This window comes from Paenibacillus plantarum (assembly GCF_013141695.1).
GTDB lineage: Bacteria > Bacillota > Bacilli > Paenibacillales > NBRC-103111 > Paenibacillus_E > Paenibacillus_E plantarum.
The window spans coordinates 369527-386887 of record NZ_WHNY01000067.1 but is presented as its reverse complement, the minus strand read 5'-3'; the positions used below and the strand labels follow the sequence as shown (position 1 = coordinate 386887).

Sequence of the window (17361 nt, the reverse complement as noted above, 5' to 3'; positions counted from 1 at the left end):
AGGAGCAAACCCTATGGAAACAATCGCACCTCTTGAAACTACACGTAAAACAACCATGGCCACTCTCAGAAAGGGCAGCTTCTGGTTGAAGATCCTCCTTACCATCATCTTGGGAGCGATCTCCATCGTTATGATTCTGCCTTTTCTCTGGATGATATCTACCTCTTTCAAAATTAATGGCGAAGTATTCAAATATCCGATCGATTGGATTCCGAATACATGGCATTTTGAGAATTATAAGAAAGTCTGGGCCGGCACAGATCCCTTCTATTTATTCTATTGGAATTCAATCAAAATTACGGGAATCACTGTTGCTGGTAACCTACTTACGAGTGCCATGGCTGGCTACGCTTTTGCCAAAATACGCTTCAAAGGCCGTAACTTCCTGTTTCTGCTTTATTTATCAACGATGATGATTCCGGGCCAGGTGTTGCTTGTCCCTCGCTTCATCTTGTTCGATCAGCTGCAGCTGATCAATACACACGCATCCATAATTTTACCAGGTTTATTTACCGTATTCGGCACCTTCTTGATGCGTCAGTTCTTCATCAGCCTTCCGAACGAACTGCTGGAAGCAGGTCGTGTTGATGGATCGGGCTACTGGCGAACCTTCTGGCAAATTTGTTTGCCGTTGATCAAACCTGCACTCGTAACGCTCTTAATTCTCTCTTTTACTTGGCATTGGAACGAATATGAAACCCCGCTCATTATGCTTCGCGAGAAAGCATTGTACACGATTCCTCTTGGCTTAACAAGTTATGTTGAAGAGTTTGGTACGAATTATGTGCTCACCATGGCAGCTTCCGTTTCTGGGCTTGTTCCTCTGCTCATCGTCGTGGTTGTTTGTCAAAAATGGTTCGTAGAGGGAATTGCAAGCTCGGGCTTGAAAGGCTAGCCTTCACAAAAATGGAATGAATTAAGCTTTCGTTAAAATGAGAAAAGGCTATCTCTTGTAGACATTCTACTTGAAATAGCCTTGTATTTTTATTTCGGGTAATATGAAAATCCCGGATATTTCACAACTGGCCATTTTTCTTTGCGCAGCGCATTCAATACCTCTGGACCGACGTTCAAATTCGTACTAACCAAATCGCTTGGCGTAAGTGCCATCCATTGATTTAACGACACATCCTCAAATCGATCGCTCTTGAACATCTCCAAAAACCATAAGGATTGCGTTCCTGTATTCTGGATATAATGTCCCAAAGCAAATGGCACATAACCCACATCACCAGCACGATAATCAAATGTACGAGCGTTACCATCTCCAGCGAAAACGGTCATACGTCCCTGTCCAGTCAAGTAGTACTGCCATTCATCGTTATTCGGATGCCAATGCAACTCTCTCATGCCGCCAGGTTCAATCTCAACAAGCGCCGCTGCAATATTTTTGGATATCGGAAAATTAGTAGAATCTACGATTCTGACGCTGCCGCCTGGCGTTTTAATCGGGGGTTGCGCGAGCAGTCGATGCTTGAAACTAAGCGGAATCGTCCCATAAGGGGACTCAACCTTCTGGCTTTCAATTGGGCCAGGAACCTTGTCTTGATAGATATAGACTTGCTCTTTGGGAATGTTGTTAAAAGCACTCATGGGAACGCCAAAATTGGCGGAAAGCACATCTTTCGGCGTTCGTGAAAACCAATCGGAGATCGAGATTGTGTTAAGATCCGAGAAATTACCATCATCAAATACCAAGAGGAATTCACAATGCTCTAGTCCCTGAATGGAGTGAGGGAGCCCAGGAGGGAAATACCAAAGATCCCCTGGACCCACATCGGCAATAAAATTCCGCCCCTCTTGGTCAATCGACGTGATCCGAGCTGATCCTAAAATCATATAGGACCATTCGGCTTGTTGGTGCCAATGCAATTCGCGAACACCACCAGGCGTCAAACTCATGTTGACACCCGCCATCGTGGTTGCAATGGGCAATTCCCTGACCGTAACTTCCCGTGACCAGCCCCCAAAATTTAATTTCATCGACGTATCGGAAAATGAAAACTTCAAATTCGGCAGCAAGCCAGAATCTGTTACTGGCGGAACTAACATATTGGGGTTTTCCATATCCCTCATAACATCTCGAGGACCGCTATCGATCCCGCCAGCTCCGTCTGGTCGGATCGGCTGAGGTACATTGCCATATATGCGCTGATTCCTATTCGGAGTATCCATCTGGTCGTCTCCTCTCCATTAAGATGAACATACGTTGTATCTCATCCTAATTGATATATGAGACTGCCTCAATGTTCATTACTATCGTACTCCCCAGAGGACCTAATTCCCTACCCATACACCCGTACTTCAACCACTTCCGCGCAAGGGCAGCCATTCGTCGCTTCCACGACAAGTCGCAAACGGTTCGTGGCGATGGCGGCCTCCAACTGTAACCTTCTTGTACGTTTCCGATTGTTTGTTACACGTTGCAGGACTTTCCATTCCCCATCCGCCCATGCTTCTAGACGGTAGTCCTTCACCAACTCGGTTCTAACTTCCTCACTCGTCCTGAATGCGTGAAGATTAATTAAATCCTCGTGCACATTGTCATTAAAGGTTACTTGTAGATACCTCAGAATTTGTTCTTCGTCCCAATGAAACGCCAGCCACTCTTCCTTGGCTGGGGTCATCTGCTCCGACATCCATTGATGCGGGGCGCCATACGGCCGCAAATAGCCATTTGTCACCTTTTCCGCTGAGAACGCATTCGTCTCTGATGTGAGTCGGAAGCAGATTGGCTTGCGATCCACGCCATTTTTCATGCTCCATTGAACAACCGGCTGATCCGGTTGATGATTCTCTAGCTTCGGATCCACAATCGGCTTCGTTCCTCGTACAAAAGCAATCGCTCCGGTGTGCTGTTGAGTGGAATGATAGGCCACGACGTGTTCATTCGCTTTGATAATAACGAAAGCGTTCTGCGTCTCGTCAGGCTGCCAACTCAGAGGAAAGCTGATCCACTGCTGTTCCCCAGCTTGCGCAGCAGTCTCCGCCTGCATGATCATCATCGATGGCACATAGTTCTCCGCTCTCCCTGTATCCCACAGCTCCACTTGAATCGTCGTTGCTTCGCTTACATCCACCAGCAGCTCAAAGCCATTTAGCTGCGGTTCTACAGGGAATAGCACCGCCACATCGTCGATCAGTCGCCTAGGCTCTACGGCATGCGACACACACAGCCGTGTTAATGTAGAGGAAGCCTCCAACCTGGCCAGCCGCCCAAGATCCTGCTCATCCTCGTTGCGTATACCAATCAACGCGGCATCCTGCTTTAGCAGCACCTGCTGGAGCTCTTTATGATGTTTCTGATACAACTCACGCGGTGTCACTTGTTTCTGAACGCATAGCGCCGCCCCCGTTCCTGCGGCCTCCCCAATCACAGCGCAAGTCGCCATGACGCGTGTCGTACCGAAAGCCACATGGGATGCGCTAATATTACGCCCAGCCATCAACATGTTGGATACATTGACGGAGTATAAGCTGCGAAACGGAATATGATAGATGCCATCCGCATGCAAATGCTTCGAACCGCTCTCCGTTGAATACATCCCCTGCGGCGGGTGCAGATCAATGGACCAACCGCCGAAAGCGACGGTGTCCTCAAACCTCGTTTGAGCTAGAATGTCATTCTGGTTCAGCATGTAATCCCCGATGAAACGACGATATTCTCTTTTGCCTGGTAAAGCCCCTACCCATTCTAACGTCATATTCGCGGAATCAAATTGACCTGAATTTTTGATATAATCCCAAATCCCATAAATAACTGACCATAATTCGTCCCGAATACGCTCATTCTCATGTACGGTATCTAGCTCGCCGCCCCACTCAATCCACCAATAATGACAGCCTGAATCGCCGCTGCGAATGACACGTTTGATCGGGATCGAGGTCATTGTGATGTCTTTGGCGAAACTCGGCGGATGGTATTTGACAGGATGCCCCACGTCTTTGGTATAAAATAAAATCGTACTCCCGAGTGTAATGTCATCTGCGATCTCAGGCGCCCACGCCTCCTGATACTCTTCTCGCGCCTCCCGGCCGATACGAAATTGGGCCCCCGCCAAGAATCCAATTAGGCCATCCCCTGTACAATCTAGAAACATGTCGCTCTCGAATCGTATGCGCCTCTCCGAGCCCATCATCCAGCCTGTAACCGAACGAATGATTCGATTGTTCTCATCCCCATCTGCTTCCACCTCATGTACATCGGTGTTAAGAAAAAGCTGTATATTCACTTCAGCGCGTACGGCTTCCAGCACGATGAGATCCCATAGATACGGATTCCCGTCAGGATTCTGGAACTGATTCTCTACAAACAATTCGCCCATAATGCCCGTTTCACGTGCGTATCGATTAATGCCATGCGCTGTTGCTCCGCAAACCCACACACGGACTTCACTTGACGAATTCCCCCCGAGTATGGGTCGATTTTGAATCAGTGCCACCGTCTGACCTAATCTTGCAGCAGCTATGGCTGCACACACGCCTGAAAGTCCGCCACCGATGACCGTAATATCTTTTTTTACCGATTCTTCTCTCATTGGATAACCTCCATGAAATCTGTGATTACCTTTATTTTATAGGATTGACAGCGCTTTAAACCATGCACGCTTTTAGCAATAACTTATACAAAATTTCACTAACAAGACTTTCTTCTATCAAGCTAATCCACTATGATGAAAGTAGGTATTCCATATCCATGATGATTCGGAATGAGAGAGGATAGGTAAGCGCGATGCAACTTCAAGATGCGGATCAGACACAACCAAAGTTGCTTAGTCACATGTATTGGAGGGAGAAATCTGCCTTTCAGCTTCAGGAGGATTTGAATGAATTCTGGGTACTGTTTGCCGTAGAAAATGGGAGCTTCTCCTACCAGATTAATGCGCACGAGGGGACTGCTGCATTCGGAGATCTGGTGCTATGTCCACCGGGGGTTATTTTTCGTAGAGAAGTGATTCAGCCCTTATCTTTTCACGTAATGCTGCTGCAATGGTGCGATAAATTAGGTCATCCATTAGCAATGGAAACAGATATCCCCTCAGGGAAAATTTCCATCCAAGATCTCAATCGACTGTCATCTAACTATGCCTACTTGAAGAAATGGTTCCAACACGAAGAAAACGTTGCCTCCTCCCTGCGCCAACATGTGCTCACAGACCTATGGATGCTGGTTGTGGAAGAGGCTTATTCAGCAAGCCCAGAGGCATTATCTCCTTGGTCAGCAGGGATTACGAACAATAAGGATACCCTAATTTATGAGGCTGCTCAACGACTACATGAACTTGCGTCATCCACCTGCATTATGAAAGACATCGCCACGGAACTTGGATTGACACAGGTGCAGTTTACCCGCCGATTCAAAAAGTCGACCGGCATGCTGCCGATCGATTACTTAACCACGTTACGTTTGCAGAAGGTACAGCAGCTCTTGTTGGATAGTGATATGACCTTGGGGCAGATCGCTGGGCAATGCGGCTTTGAGAACGAATTTTATTTGAGCCGAGTATTCAAAAAACGCATGCATATAACACCCTCTTCCTACCGCAAGCTTCATCGACTATGAACGGAGGTCTTAGACAACAAGTTCAACTATACGTGAAGCGCACAAGTTTAGTATGATACTAGCATTACATCTATACAAAATGAGGAATGTAACCTACATGACAGAACGACTAATGAGATTGCCCAAATGGATCGGATTTCTCATCATTTTGACCATCTTATCCCTCGGTACCATCCTTACCGCCTTCTCACCACTTTACGCAAATGGATTGATTAATATTGTTATCCCTATTTGCATTTTGTTTGCCTTACGATCGGATTTCTTCGAAAAATTAAAACTATCAACCTTAGTCATTGGAAGAGTACTCGTTTTATTGACGTTCGTAGGATACTTCCCAAGTGAATGGCTAGTGCCCATTATCGTGTGGCTGCTGCGGATTAACATTTTGGAAGCAACATGGACCGATTTTAAGAACAAGAATTACTACAATGTCATATCGGGGCTTATTCTAATCGCGACGTCATTTGTCATCACGGGTACATGGCTTGGCAGCTATTACATAACCGTCAATGAAGCCATGATTTTCTGGGCCCTCGCTTACACGCTTTGGAACTGGGATTTCGTCATTTACGAATTTAAACAACAGATTGGATTTTATCATATTGCCGTTTTGACTACCCCTTTGCTGATCGTTTGCCTGACCATGAACCCAGGGTTATGGCTGATCATGCGTGCCACATCTTTGACGTTTGCGGGTATTTTTCAAATATCTGGAAAAGCTTATATCGAGTCCTATTTTATTAGTCCTACACTGCTTAACTTTATTACCACTGTCAAAAAGCACCCCATCCAAATCAGCATCATGGTGATAAACACTTTACTATGTCTCTTAGCTGTTCTGCTCTCTTAATTAATTTGCGAAAGGTGGCTCTCTTTCTATGAACGTTCTCATTTTTGGAGCAACGGGGATGGTCGGACAAAGCGTATTGCGTGAATGTTTGCTGGATCCTCAGGTTAACAAAGTCGTTTCGATCGGTCGAAGCGCTACGCATCAGAAGCAATCGAAATTCCGTGAGCATGTTCTCAAGGATATTACTAATTTATCTGCATTAACGGATGAGCTTTCAAGTATTGATGCTTGCTTCTTCTGCCTCGGTGTTTCATCTGTAGGTATGAGCGAGGAAAAGTACCATGCAATCACTTACGATCTAACCATGAGTATTGCTAACGCGCTCGTCCAAATCCAACCTAACATGACCTTCGTCTATGTGACTGGTGCCAGCACCGATAGCACAGAGCAAGGCAGCAGCATGTGGGCACGTGTCAAAGGTAAAACGGAAAATGCGCTCCTCAAGCTGCCTTTCAAGTCAGCTTTCATGTTCCGTCCTGGCGCAATTCTGCCGAAGAATGGCGTCAAATCCAAAACCAAGCTGTACCAGACCTTCATTGTCATCTTGCGTCCCATTTTCCCTCTGCTACAGAAATGGTTCCCGAATGCCGTCATTGACTCCGAGCAAATTGGCCGTGCCATGATCGCCGTCGTGCGAGACGGATATCCGAAAGCGATTCTGGAGAGCACCGATATTCGTGAGGTGTCGGGGAAATAGGGGTAAGGCATAACCGCCCTCTTGATAGACTGACTTTTGAATTAGATGGATTTTCTGTCGTTTTACGGTTATTCGGTTAAGAACGCCGTTTCGAGCAGTCGGAGACGGCTCTAGTTGATTCTAGCATGCAAAATAGCCTTCCCATTCGGGAGGCTATTTTCATTTCGGCCACTTCTCTATTGGCCAATCTTCACATATTTTCTCTCCATGCCAATTGACATTAAATTTCAGGGATGTTATAAAGTTAGTGTATAGCACTCACAGCGTGCGAGTGCTAATTATATAAACCCTGCTACATATCGAAAGGAGATCTATCCGTGGAAAAGAAACAGTTTCAAGCCGAATCCAAGCGTCTTTTGGAAATGATGATCAATTCGATTTACACACAACGTGAAATCTTTCTAAGAGAGCTTATCTCCAACTCCAGCGATGCGATTGACAAAATTTACTACAAGGCACTTACTGACGACTCGCTCGTTTTTGACAAAGATAGCTACTTCATCAAAATTACAGCCGATAAAGACAATCGCATCTTAACGATTCGCGATACGGGTATCGGGATGACGAAAGAAGATCTTGAGAACAACTTGGGGATAATCGCGAAGAGCGGCTCTCTTGCTTTCAAGAAAGAGAACGAAGCCAAAGACGGCCACAACATCATCGGTCAGTTCGGGGTAGGCTTCTACTCCGCGTTCATGGTCGCTGACCACATTGCCGTAACAAGTAAAGCGCTTGGCAGCGACACAGCTTACAAGTGGGAATCCGATGGCGCAGACGGGTACACGATTGCACCAGCTGAGAAAGATTCAATTGGTACGGAGATTGTTCTTTCCATTAAAGCGAATACCGAAGATGATAACTACGACGAATACTTGGACGAGTATCGCCTGAAAGCGATCATCAAGAAATATTCGGATTTCATCCGCTATCCAATTAAAATGGACATCACGGGCAAGCGTCTCAAAGAAGGCAGCGAGAGCGAATTCGAGGACTATCAAGAAGAGCAGCACGTGAATAGTATGGTGCCGATCTGGCGCAAAAACAAAAGCGAGCTTACTCCTGATGATTATGAGAAGTTCTACCACGAGAAACACTACGGCTTCGACAAGCCGCTTAAGCATATTCATGTGAGTGCAGATGGCGCGGTAGTCTACCAAGCGATCCTATTTATCCCTGAAAACATGCCTTATGACTACTATTCCAAAGAATACGAGAAAGGCCTTGAGCTTTACGCAAACGGCGTTCTCATTATGAATAAATGTGCAGACCTGCTTCCTGACTATTTCAGCTTCGTCAAAGGGATGGTCGATTCCGAAAGTTTGTCACTGAACATCTCCCGTGAGATGCTGCAGCACGATCGTCAGCTTAAATTAATTGCGAAGAATATTTCCAGCAAAATCAAAGGCTCACTTCAAAGCCTCCTGAAGGACGAGAGAGAGAAATACGAGCAATTCTACAAGTCCTTCGGCAGACAGCTTAAATTCGGTGTTTACAGCGACTACGGCACGCATAAAGAGCTTCTGCAGGATCTTTTGATGTTCTCCTCCTCCAAGGAGAAACAGCTTGTCACGTTGGACGAGTATGTAGCGAGAATGCCAGAAGATCAGAAGTACATTTACTATGCTTCCGGTGAGTCGATGGAAAGAATCGATAAGCTTCCACAAACGGAGCTTGTAACCGATAAAGGCTACGAGATTCTATACTTCACAGATGATATTGATGAGTTCGCAATCAAAATGATTATGACCTACAAAGAGAAGGAATTCAGATCGGTGTCAAGCGGGGATCTTGGTATTGATGTAGAGGATAACGCCAACGATTCTGAGTCAGATAAAAAAGAAAATCAAGATTTATTCGACTACATGAATGGCTTATTGGCTGGCAAAGTAACGAGCGTTAAAGCTTCCAAGCGCCTGAGAAAGCATCCGGTATGCTTATCTACAGATGGTGATGTTACCATCGAAATGGAAAAAATCTTGAACGCTATGCCGAACAACCCGAATGTTAAGGCGGAAAAAGTATTAGAAATCAACGTCAATCATGACGTGTTCGCTTCCTTGAAGGATGCTTTTGAGAAAGATAAAGAGAAATTGAACCTGTACACAGCGCTCTTGTACAATCAAGCTCTTCTTATCGAAGGTCTGCCGCTGCAGGATCCAGTTGAATTCACGAACGATATTTGTAAAATCATGGTATAATCCCATACGATGTATTAGGCACTGCAACTTCCATGTTGCGGTGCTTTTTACATTTAAGAAGGATCCGAAGGAGATGCTGGCTCATCTAGCACATAGACGTGAATAGCTTCTGGACGATTAAAGACATAAGCGAGTAAACGAGCCTGATCAAGACCAAGCGCCTCCGCTACCTTAACAATATCCAATTCGTGAATAATTTTACTTAATTTTGCGCTATTGACGGACATATGTTTCAACCATCCTTCGAATTAATGTAATTAATAGCATGGTAAACCTAACCTGTGATATAGTTTTCATAGAAGACGTTATCGGTATGATAAGGGCAAAACCGCTGAAAAGTGGTGACGCAAAGCTAAAGGGACTAAATTGGCCTTCCTGTCTAGTGTCCAATATGTCAGCCAGCTACCGCCTCCATCCGATAATGGCAGTTCGACAAAGGAGGAATCAGCTTCATGAATAAAATGGTAATTGACGGCAACATGAGCATAGACGTAAAGCATTTAATCCAAAACTTGCATCTCCCCGATGATGATATTTTGGACATGTACTCCTTTTCATTCAGCGGCAACCTATTAACATCTGATGAAGCCATCCGATTTATTCAATTTCTTCGAAGTGAATTGGACAAACGCACTCAATAACCGAATTATGCCTTATCGCTAACAAAAATACAGTCGGTTGATGTCATTAGAATAATTTTTTTTCAAAAGCTCATGAGGGCGCGTCGTTATTGACTTTTCTCTGATGAAGCAACAAAAGACAGCGCACCTCGCGCTGTCTTTTGTTTATTTTTTGTCACATTTCGGAAAAAACGAATCAATTCGTGTCACCCTCTGATTTTCCCAATCAAACAAGCTGTTTCTCACATATCATATAATAAATACTAGAGTAAGATATAATCACTCCCTGAAAGGAGGACAACCATGAGCGAACACTTGATTACCCTCCATCTAACAGCGACGAGTGTGGTCACAGGAAGCATCACAACCACAACAACCACCACCCTTACCCCGTCTGTCAAGCGATTCACGGCTAATGTGGTATTAGGGAACATTCTCGGAGGCGTGACAACGATTCTTTCCTCCAGCTTTAGAGATGACACAGGGACTAACCTGCCTGCCAATAGCCTAACGGTTCCTGGCAGCAATGGGTATTACAACGTATTTGTAAATGGTGTCCTTCAATTAGGCTACTTGACGACTTTAACGACCGCCAGTTTAGTCATTAATACGGGACTCACCATTGGCGTCACTGTCAATTTAGAAACATTATCCTTCACTACCTCCTCGACCTCCACTTCTACAACGAACAATCTGGTTGTCACAACAACGATTCATACCAATTAACTCAAAAGCAAACATAAAGCCGCGTCGTCTCATGAAATCATTCATGAGACGACGCGGCTTTACCTAGAAGCATGCACGTGCTGCTTATTTGTCTCGGAGCAGCCCGACATCATGCTTTCCCAATATTTGCGTTAACTCCTTCAAAAACATGTTAATGTCTTTGAACTGCCTATATACAGAGGCGAAGCGAATGTAGGCCACTTCATCGACGGGGTACAATTGCTCCATCACAATTTCACCAATGCCAAGGCTATCGACTTCAGCATGTGCCGTCGTACGAAGCTGCATTTCGACTTCGGAGACAAGCATTTCTAGTCGCTCCATGGAAACAGGTCTTTTTTCACAAGCACGAATTAAGCCCCGTAAAATTTTCTCTCGACTAAATTCTTCCCGACTTCCATCTTTTTTAATCACAATTAAAGGTGTTTCTTCTACCATTTCGAAAGTTGTGAATCTTCGCGCGCATTTCTCGCATTCACGACGCCGACGGATGGATTTATTCTCATTGGCAGACCTGGAATCAAGCACTTTCGTACCAGAATGGTCACAGAACGGGCATTTCATTCGCTTTCATCTCCTTTCTCACTTGGGAATATCATTACCATATGTTACATGTCTTGAAGTTTGGAGTTCTGCACACAATAGATTTACCAACCGACAAGGAGGTGAACAGACATGAGCTCAAGCAACACTTTAGTCGTTCCACAAGCTAATGCAGCCTTGGATCAGTTGAAGTACGAGGTAGCTCAGGAGCTAGGTATCGCTATCCCACAAGATGGCTACTATGGCAACATGACTTCTCGTGAAACTGGATCTATTGGTGGTAGCATTACTCGTCGCCTGGTGCAAATCGCAGAACAATCTCTAGCAGGTCAATTCAAGTAATCTTGAATAACACACGCTTTTGACTCTGCAAAACAGGAAGTATTGGACTTTGCGCTCCACTCGGAGCTAGTCCAATGCTTCTTTGTTTTGTGCGGACAACCTAAGCTTCTGCACCCTGCCATTGCTCCGTGCCCGTGTATAACTTCGTATACTTCTCATAGTAATAAAGAACACGCTGCACATAATGACGGGTTTCACCAAATGGGATATCACGAATATTGTCTTCAGAACCGTCCCAAACGTTACTGTTTTTCCATTTGTTCACATTACCTTGACCTGCATTATACGCTGCAATAGCGTAGATTAAATTCCCATTATAATGCTTAATTAACCAATTTAGATACCATGACCCTAAATAAATATTAATATCGACTCGAAGCAAATCTTCTTGTGTATGAGGCCCTAGATTCGAGGATTCAACAATCCAATCAGCGGTATCAGGCATAAGCTGCATGAGCCCTAATGCCCCTTTGCTTGATTCTAAATGATATTTATAATTCGTTTCGACGCGAATAATGGCTGCAATTAGAAATGGGTCTATATTGTGTTTCGCCGCGCTTTGCTTAATCTCCTGCTGAAAGTAGATGGGATATAGCTTTCTACCTATAATTGCGCTATTCATAAAGAGAACCATGACAAATACGATAAGCAGAAGAGCAAACATTCGCTTTTTCCGAAAGAACGTCATGCCAATCCCTTCCCTACCCAGAACAGCTCAACCCTCATGTTGGTTTCTTCCCAAGTTCCGCTATTATCAATCACGATATCGGCTAGCTTTCGTTTCTCCTCAATCGACATCTGTGCATCAAGTCGAAGCTGAGCATTCTCGGCTGACAAGCCATCTCGCTGCATCAGACGCTCCAATTGCAAGTGACGCGGAATATAAACAACCATGATCTCCTCAAACATCGAGACCAAATTCGATTCTATAAGTAAAGGAACATCGACCACCACCAGCTTGGTGGGGTAGTCCCGTTCATACAAAGTCATTTGTTCACGCATCTTTGCCCGAATAGGCGGATGCAACAAGCCATCTAGCTGCTTACGCGCTTCAGGAGATCCAAAGATAATTTCACCAAGCTTCTTCCGTTGCAGGGATCCATCGGATCCAATCACTGCTTGTCCAAAATGCGCAGCAACCTGTTCGAGAACAGGGCTGCCAGGCTCAACGACATCACGCGCGATTTGATCGGCGTCGATTAAAAGGGCGCCACGGCTAACGAGCATGCGGCTAACCGTACTTTTTCCACAAGCAATACCTCCAGTTAAGCCGATATTCATAAGCGATTCTCTCCTAAAGGTTCATTGTTAGTGAACTATAGCATTTTCAAAAGTCCCATGACAATAAGTACACAGCCTGGGAGAATAGACAGTTTCTTCATCCAGTTCATTTCTGCATATCTGAAACCAATCCGCAAGCCGACGGCAAGTAAGGATCCGCTCGAAATCGAAATGACGGAAGCCGTTAATAACGGCACGAAGCCAATAAGCGCAGCGCCGATTCCCGCTCCGAAGGCATCCAAGGAGAGCGCTAAGCCGAGCAAAGTAGCCTCAGAGGCTGAAATATTGCCTGATTTATCCACGTCTGCTATGGACGGCGTTCGTAGAATTTGAATCACAAGCCCGAAACGTTTCAGCTCAATACTGAGAATCTCTTTGGTCCGCTGTAACGTATCGAAGGTCACCGGCTCCACGTAACCTGAGTTGCGAATCTCTTCATAGGGCATGCTGCTAACCATCGCTTGATCTGTCGCAGCAGCTGTTTGTTCTTGTTGCGTTTGGTTTTTCTGCCCTTGTCTCATTTGAATAAGAGCCCAAACGCCAATACCGATCAAAATGAGCGCCCCAATTCGCTTGGCAAAGCCAGGGGACATAAAGGAAGACATCAAAACGCCGATCTGCATCGAAGTAAAAATAATGATACCAGACCAAAGCGATATAATTCCAATTGAGATAAGGGGTATTCGTATTTTACGTAACCCATACATCACACCAACACCGAAACCGTCCAAAGAAACTGCAAATGCCAAAATGAGCAGAGATATGACAGGAAGCATACAAACCCTCCTAAGCGTTTTACCCAACTAACAGGCCTCATGGGCTGTTACCTAGGCTAAGTACTCCATATCATATGGGGAGGGTACGCTTCTCGTGCCTATTTCTCAGACTTCTTTCGCGACCGCTTGGGCTTCAATGGCTGACAAGTGAGACATATGTGCGTCCCTCTGCCTCCCACGACGGTTTTCACAATCTCCTGGCTGCACGTTTTGCATGGCTGTGATTGTCTGCCATAAATGTTCAATTGGTGCTGGAAAAGGCCGATTTCGCCTTGTCCATTCACATAGGACTTAATGGATGATCCGCCTACCTCAACGGAATCTTGGAGTGTACGAATAATCGCCTCATGCAATAAGACTAGCTCCTTCTTGCTCAGTGAGGAAGCTTCCCGTTCGGGATGGATCCCCGCCAAGAAGAGGGACTCGTCTACATAAATATTCCCGATGCCCACGATATATGCTTGATTGAGCAGCAACGGCTTGATCTTCGTAGCTCGATGGCCTATCACCCCTCGAAATGCTTCGAAGGTGAACGCCTCGTCAAGCGGCTCCATACCGAGCTTCATGAGCGGCGGCTGCGTTAGCTCATCGCCCTTCGTGAACAGGTGCATCGTGCCGAATTGCCGCACATCTTTGTACCGCAGCTCACTTTCATCTGTAAAACGGAACAAAACATGCGTATGCGGCTCTAGCGGATCGTCGCCTGCGTACAAGCCATAGCGGCCTTCCATACGCAAATGGGAGACCATCACATAATCCGTGAGCACGAAACGAAGAAACTTCCCTCTTCGTTCAATCGTTTCAACGGTTTGACCTTGCAGCAATGTTTCAAACTGCTGAATATCGTCCGGCTTCTGAATAATACGAGGCAGCCTCACCTCCACATGGGCGATCGTTTTCCCTGTAATTAGCTCATTAAGTGTTCGTTTGACGGTTTCGACCTCAGGCAACTCAGGCAAGGTGTTCACCTCCTTCTAGGTGTTGGGAGCGGCAGTTCATGCCGCTAGCCCCCTTGTTACTTCGCATCATACCAAGTTAAACCGAAATCAACATCTGCACGCAAAGGAACGTCCAGCTTCAACGCAGCTGCCATGACTTCAGGCACAAGCACCTTCATCGTTTCCAGCTCATCGGCTGGCACTTCAAAGACAAGTTCATCGTGTACTTGAAGCAACATGCGGCTCTTCAGCCCTTCTTTCACCAAGCGATCAGCCATTTGAACCATGGCAAGCTTGATGATGTCTGCCGCTGTCCCTTGGATCGGCGTGTTCATAGCCGTTCGCTCTGCGAATGAACGTATATTAAAGTTCGAATGCGTAATTTCAGGCAATAAGCGTCGACGCTGAAGCAACGTAGTTACGTAGCCGTCACGACGAGCATCCTTGACGATGTCATCCATATATCGGCGAACCCCTTGGAACACCGCGAAATACTGTTCAATGAACTGAGCGGCTTCCCGACGGGTAATATCTAAGTTCTGAGACAGGCCGTAGTCGCTGATACCGTATACGATACCGAAGTTAACGGCTTTCGCTTGACGGCGCATATTGCTGTCGACGGCGCTTTCTTCCACGCCGAAGACGTCCATCGCCGTCTTCGTGTGAATGTCCATATTCTGAAGGAACGCTTCCTTCAGCTTCTCATCCTGCGAGATGTGCGCTAACACGCGCAGCTCGATCTGGGAGTAATCCGCAGCAAGAATATACCATCCTGGCTCGGATGGAACGAAAACCTTGCGGATCTTACGGCCCTCCTCCAGACGAATCGGAATGTTCTGGAGGTTCGGGAACTGGCTGCTGAGACGTCCCGTCGCGGCAATCGTCTGCCGGTAATAGGTGTGCACCTTACCGGTCTCAGGCCGCACCTCTTTGAGCAGCCCTTCGACGTACGTCGACTGCAGCTTCGCTAGCGAGCGGTAGTGCAAGATCTGCCCGACAACTTCGTTGTAGGGCGCAAGACGCTCCAGCACCTCGGCATCCGTCGAGTAGCCGGTCTTGGTCTTCTTCGAAGCTGGCAGCCCCAGCTTCTCGAACAGAATCTCACCGAGCTGCTTCGGTGAGTTGATGTTGAACTCGACGCCGGCGAGCTTGTAGATGCTGGACATGATCGTGTCCAACTGCTTGCCAAGCTCCACACCGAGCGTTTTGAGCCCCTCGGCATCCACGGCGATACCGCGCATCTCCATCTCCGCTAGAACGCCGGAGAGAGGCAGTTCAAGCTCGTAGAAGAGTTGATGCATCTCACTCTTCTCTAATTCATCGCGCAGCACGGGAACCATGCGCGCCATCGCCATCGCTTTGCGACCCACATGGTCGCTAAGCGCAGCGAGTTCCGGCAGGCGAAACTTCGCGCCCTTGCCGAACACATCCTCGTCTGCCTTCACAGATGGCAGACCGTACTTCACAGACAGGCCGCTCAAGCTGAGATTCGACTCCGTCGGATCGAGGAGGTAAGCGGCCAGCAGCACGTCGAAATCCACCCCTGCCAGGTGGATGCCCTGCCAAGCCAGCGCTAGCTGTGCGCGGTGCAGGTCGAAGAGTTGCTTCTTCTTGGAAGCGTCGCTGAGCCAATCGCGCAGCGGCTTGCCTGCATCGCTTTGCAGCAGGGCAAACGGCACATAATACGAGGTGTTGTCAGCACCATCATCGATAAACCAGACAACCCCAACCATCACAGCTTGATGTGGATTCTCACCAACAGCTTCCACATGGATAGCAGCATGGTCATCCAACTTGGCAACAAGCTCACCTATATTAGCTTCTGTAACCGCAACGGCTTCCAGACTCTCGACAACGAGATCTTCGGCCTCCAAGCTGACCGTACCGAAATCCAGCTTCTCTAGCAATGATTTGAACTCTAGCTTGCGAAACATACTGGATAACGCTTGTCCATCGAACCCGTCATAACGGAACGATTCCCACGCTGTTTCCATCGGGACTTCACGGTAAATAGTGGCCAGCTCTTTGCTCATGAGTGCACTCTTGGCATGCTCTTCCACTTTCTCTTTCATTTTACCTTTCAGACTTGCTGTGTTCGCCAACACTTCTTCAACCGTGCCAAAGTCATGCAGCATTTTAAGCGCTGTCTTCTCACCTACGCCGGGGATACCCGGAATATTATCGGACGTATCGCCCATCAGACCTTTCAAATCAATGATTTGATTCGGCGTTAGCCCATATTTCTCTTTAATAGCTTCAGGATCGAAGCGATCCATCTCGCTGATACCCTTACGGGTAATCGCAACCGTCACTTGCTCCGAGGCGAGTTGGAGCATATCTTTATCTCCAGACACGAGGAGAACTTTCTCCCCTCTCGCATCCGCCTCTTTCGTCAACGTTCCGATAATGTCATCTGCTTCATAGCCAGACAGCTCGAATTGCGGGATTTTGAAAGCCTTCAGCAATTCTTTAATTAAAGGAAATTGTTCAGAAAGCTCTGACGGTGTTTTCGCACGACCACCTTTATACTCGGTATATTCTTTATGTCGGAACGTAATTTTCCCCGCATCAAATGCAACAAGAAAATGGGTTGGCTTTTCTTCTTCAATCAATTTCAGCAGCATGGTCGTAAAGCCATAAACCGCATTGGTATGTAAACCGCTTGAATTGCTTAGCAAAGGTAACGCATAGAAGGCACGAAACGCGATTGAGTTCCCATCAATAATTATAAGCTTATCCATAAGTTCCACCCCAATTTTAAACATACTTCCTTCATCATAGCATACGAAATTAAAATAAAAAAACGGTTCCCTACATAAACATGTAA

Annotated in this window: 17 protein-coding genes and 1 riboswitch; of the genes, 8 read left to right on the top strand and 9 right to left on the bottom strand. The window is 46.4% G+C overall.

All coding sequences use genetic code 11. The features are described from left to right. The first annotated feature begins 13 nt into the window (after positions 1 to 13). Positions 14 to 895, top strand: coding sequence for a carbohydrate ABC transporter permease (locus GC096_RS24680; protein WP_246302929.1), 882 nt, complete (start codon positions 14 to 16; stop codon positions 893 to 895). An 89-nt stretch (positions 896 to 984) separates the two neighbouring features. On the opposite strand, the gene GC096_RS24675 is transcribed toward GC096_RS24680, so the two are convergent. Together GC096_RS24675 and GC096_RS24670 are read right to left on the bottom strand one after the other, a co-directional pair. Next, positions 985 to 2175 (bottom strand): oxalate decarboxylase family bicupin, encoded by a 1191-nt coding sequence (locus tag GC096_RS24675; RefSeq protein WP_171633951.1) that lies wholly within the window; start codon positions 2173 to 2175, stop codon positions 985 to 987. A 110-nt stretch (positions 2176 to 2285) separates the two neighbouring features. Next, a complete protein-coding gene (locus GC096_RS24670) occupies positions 2286 to 4538 on the bottom strand; it encodes an FAD-dependent oxidoreductase (RefSeq protein ID WP_171633950.1) in 2253 nt (750 codons plus the stop codon). Between the two features lie 194 nt (positions 4539 to 4732). Here GC096_RS24670 and GC096_RS24665 point away from each other — a divergent pair, with 194 nt between their 5' ends. The 4 genes from GC096_RS24665 to htpG all read left to right on the top strand — a co-directional run bounded on the left by GC096_RS24665 (position 4733) and on the right by htpG (position 9308). Beyond that, the gene (locus GC096_RS24665; RefSeq protein ID WP_171633949.1) at positions 4733 to 5563 is read left to right on the top strand and encodes an AraC family transcriptional regulator; all 831 of its coding nucleotides are present in this window, start codon (positions 4733 to 4735) and stop codon (positions 5561 to 5563) included. Positions 5564 to 5660: 97 nt separating this feature from the next. Then, complete coding sequence (locus GC096_RS24660; protein ID WP_171633948.1) at positions 5661 to 6413, top strand: hypothetical protein; 753 nt, start codon at positions 5661 to 5663, stop codon at positions 6411 to 6413. Positions 6414 to 6441: 28 nt separating this feature from the next. Beyond that, positions 6442 to 7110: an NAD-dependent epimerase/dehydratase family protein gene (locus GC096_RS24655; RefSeq protein ID WP_171633947.1), complete on the top strand. Its 669-nt coding sequence runs from the start codon at positions 6442 to 6444 to the stop codon at positions 7108 to 7110. 317 nt (positions 7111 to 7427) lie between these two features. After that, entirely contained in the window at positions 7428 to 9308 is a 1881-nt protein-coding gene (htpG, locus tag GC096_RS24650) for a molecular chaperone HtpG (RefSeq protein ID WP_171633946.1), read from the top strand. A gap of 53 nt (positions 9309 to 9361) precedes the next feature. Here htpG and GC096_RS24645 read toward each other — a convergent pair whose 3' ends face one another. Beyond that, a complete protein-coding gene (locus GC096_RS24645; RefSeq protein ID WP_171633945.1) occupies positions 9362 to 9535 on the bottom strand; it encodes a hypothetical protein in 174 nt (57 codons plus the stop codon). 84 nt (positions 9536 to 9619) lie between these two features. After that, a riboswitch (cyclic di-GMP riboswitch) is annotated at positions 9620 to 9718 on the top strand. 42 nt (positions 9719 to 9760) lie between these two features. Here GC096_RS24645 and GC096_RS24640 point away from each other — a divergent pair. Both GC096_RS24640 and GC096_RS24635 read left to right on the top strand, forming a co-directional pair. Then, entirely contained in the window at positions 9761 to 9949 is a 189-nt protein-coding gene (locus tag GC096_RS24640) for a hypothetical protein (RefSeq protein ID WP_171633944.1), read from the top strand. A 282-nt stretch (positions 9950 to 10231) separates the two neighbouring features. After that, positions 10232 to 10654 carry a DUF4183 domain-containing protein gene (locus GC096_RS24635; protein ID WP_171633943.1) on the top strand — a complete coding sequence of 141 codons (423 nt, stop codon included), beginning with the start codon at positions 10232 to 10234 and terminating at the stop codon, positions 10652 to 10654. Between the two features lie 84 nt (positions 10655 to 10738). Here GC096_RS24635 and nrdR read toward each other — a convergent pair whose 3' ends face one another. Beyond that, on the bottom strand, positions 10739 to 11218 hold the full coding sequence (nrdR, locus tag GC096_RS24630; protein WP_056616650.1) for a transcriptional regulator NrdR: 480 nt from the start codon (positions 11216 to 11218) through the stop codon (positions 10739 to 10741). 111 nt (positions 11219 to 11329) lie between these two features. Here nrdR and GC096_RS24625 point away from each other — a divergent pair, with 111 nt between their 5' ends. Next, a complete protein-coding gene (locus GC096_RS24625; RefSeq protein WP_056616653.1) occupies positions 11330 to 11539 on the top strand; it encodes an alpha/beta-type small acid-soluble spore protein in 210 nt (69 codons plus the stop codon). Positions 11540 to 11639: 100 nt separating this feature from the next. Here GC096_RS24625 and GC096_RS24620 read toward each other — a convergent pair whose 3' ends face one another. From GC096_RS24620 to polA, 5 genes are all read right to left on the bottom strand, one after another. Then, on the bottom strand, positions 11640 to 12227 hold the full coding sequence (locus GC096_RS24620) for a lytic transglycosylase domain-containing protein (protein ID WP_171633942.1): 588 nt from the start codon (positions 12225 to 12227) through the stop codon (positions 11640 to 11642). Continuing rightward, complete coding sequence (gene coaE, locus GC096_RS24615) at positions 12224 to 12820, bottom strand: dephospho-CoA kinase (RefSeq protein ID WP_171633941.1); 597 nt, start codon at positions 12818 to 12820, stop codon at positions 12224 to 12226. The genes GC096_RS24620 and coaE overlap by 4 nt, the downstream gene beginning before the upstream one ends. Positions 12821 to 12855: 35 nt before the next feature. Beyond that, entirely contained in the window at positions 12856 to 13596 is a 741-nt protein-coding gene (locus tag GC096_RS24610) for an MntP/YtaF family protein (protein ID WP_171633940.1), read from the bottom strand. A gap of 98 nt (positions 13597 to 13694) precedes the next feature. Next, a complete protein-coding gene (gene mutM, locus GC096_RS24605) occupies positions 13695 to 14555 on the bottom strand; it encodes a DNA-formamidopyrimidine glycosylase (RefSeq protein ID WP_171633939.1) in 861 nt (286 codons plus the stop codon). Positions 14556 to 14611: 56 nt separating this feature from the next. After that, positions 14612 to 17275 (bottom strand): DNA polymerase I, encoded by a 2664-nt coding sequence (gene polA, locus GC096_RS24600; protein ID WP_171633938.1) that lies wholly within the window; start codon positions 17273 to 17275, stop codon positions 14612 to 14614. Between the last annotated feature and the right edge of the window lie 86 nt (positions 17276 to 17361).

What these genes read in the sequence shown, in the direction of transcription:
- GC096_RS24680 (WP_246302929.1), top strand. Translation starts at nt 14, where the DNA reads ATGGAAACAATCGCACCTCTTGAAACTACACGTAAAACAACCATGGCC.
- GC096_RS24675 (WP_171633951.1), bottom strand. Translation starts at nt 2,175, where the DNA reads ATGGATACTCCGAATAGGAATCAGCGCATATATGGCAATGTACCTCAG.
- GC096_RS24670 (WP_171633950.1), bottom strand. Translation starts at nt 4,538, where the DNA reads ATGAGAGAAGAATCGGTAAAAAAAGATATTACGGTCATCGGTGGCGGA.
- GC096_RS24665 (WP_171633949.1), top strand. Translation starts at nt 4,733, where the DNA reads ATGCAACTTCAAGATGCGGATCAGACACAACCAAAGTTGCTTAGTCAC.
- GC096_RS24660 (WP_171633948.1), top strand. Translation starts at nt 5,661, where the DNA reads ATGACAGAACGACTAATGAGATTGCCCAAATGGATCGGATTTCTCATC.
- GC096_RS24655 (WP_171633947.1), top strand. Translation starts at nt 6,442, where the DNA reads ATGAACGTTCTCATTTTTGGAGCAACGGGGATGGTCGGACAAAGCGTA.
- GC096_RS24645 (WP_171633945.1), bottom strand. Translation starts at nt 9,535, where the DNA reads ATGTCCGTCAATAGCGCAAAATTAAGTAAAATTATTCACGAATTGGAT.
- GC096_RS24640 (WP_171633944.1), top strand. Translation starts at nt 9,761, where the DNA reads ATGAATAAAATGGTAATTGACGGCAACATGAGCATAGACGTAAAGCAT.
- GC096_RS24635 (WP_171633943.1), top strand. Translation starts at nt 10,232, where the DNA reads ATGAGCGAACACTTGATTACCCTCCATCTAACAGCGACGAGTGTGGTC.
- nrdR (WP_056616650.1), bottom strand. Translation starts at nt 11,218, where the DNA reads ATGAAATGCCCGTTCTGTGACCATTCTGGTACGAAAGTGCTTGATTCC.
- GC096_RS24625 (WP_056616653.1), top strand. Translation starts at nt 11,330, where the DNA reads ATGAGCTCAAGCAACACTTTAGTCGTTCCACAAGCTAATGCAGCCTTG.
- GC096_RS24620 (WP_171633942.1), bottom strand. Translation starts at nt 12,227, where the DNA reads ATGACGTTCTTTCGGAAAAAGCGAATGTTTGCTCTTCTGCTTATCGTA.
- coaE (WP_171633941.1), bottom strand. Translation starts at nt 12,820, where the DNA reads ATGAATATCGGCTTAACTGGAGGTATTGCTTGTGGAAAAAGTACGGTT.
- GC096_RS24610 (WP_171633940.1), bottom strand. Translation starts at nt 13,596, where the DNA reads ATGCTTCCTGTCATATCTCTGCTCATTTTGGCATTTGCAGTTTCTTTG.
- polA (WP_171633938.1), bottom strand. Translation starts at nt 17,275, where the DNA reads ATGGATAAGCTTATAATTATTGATGGGAACTCAATCGCGTTTCGTGCC.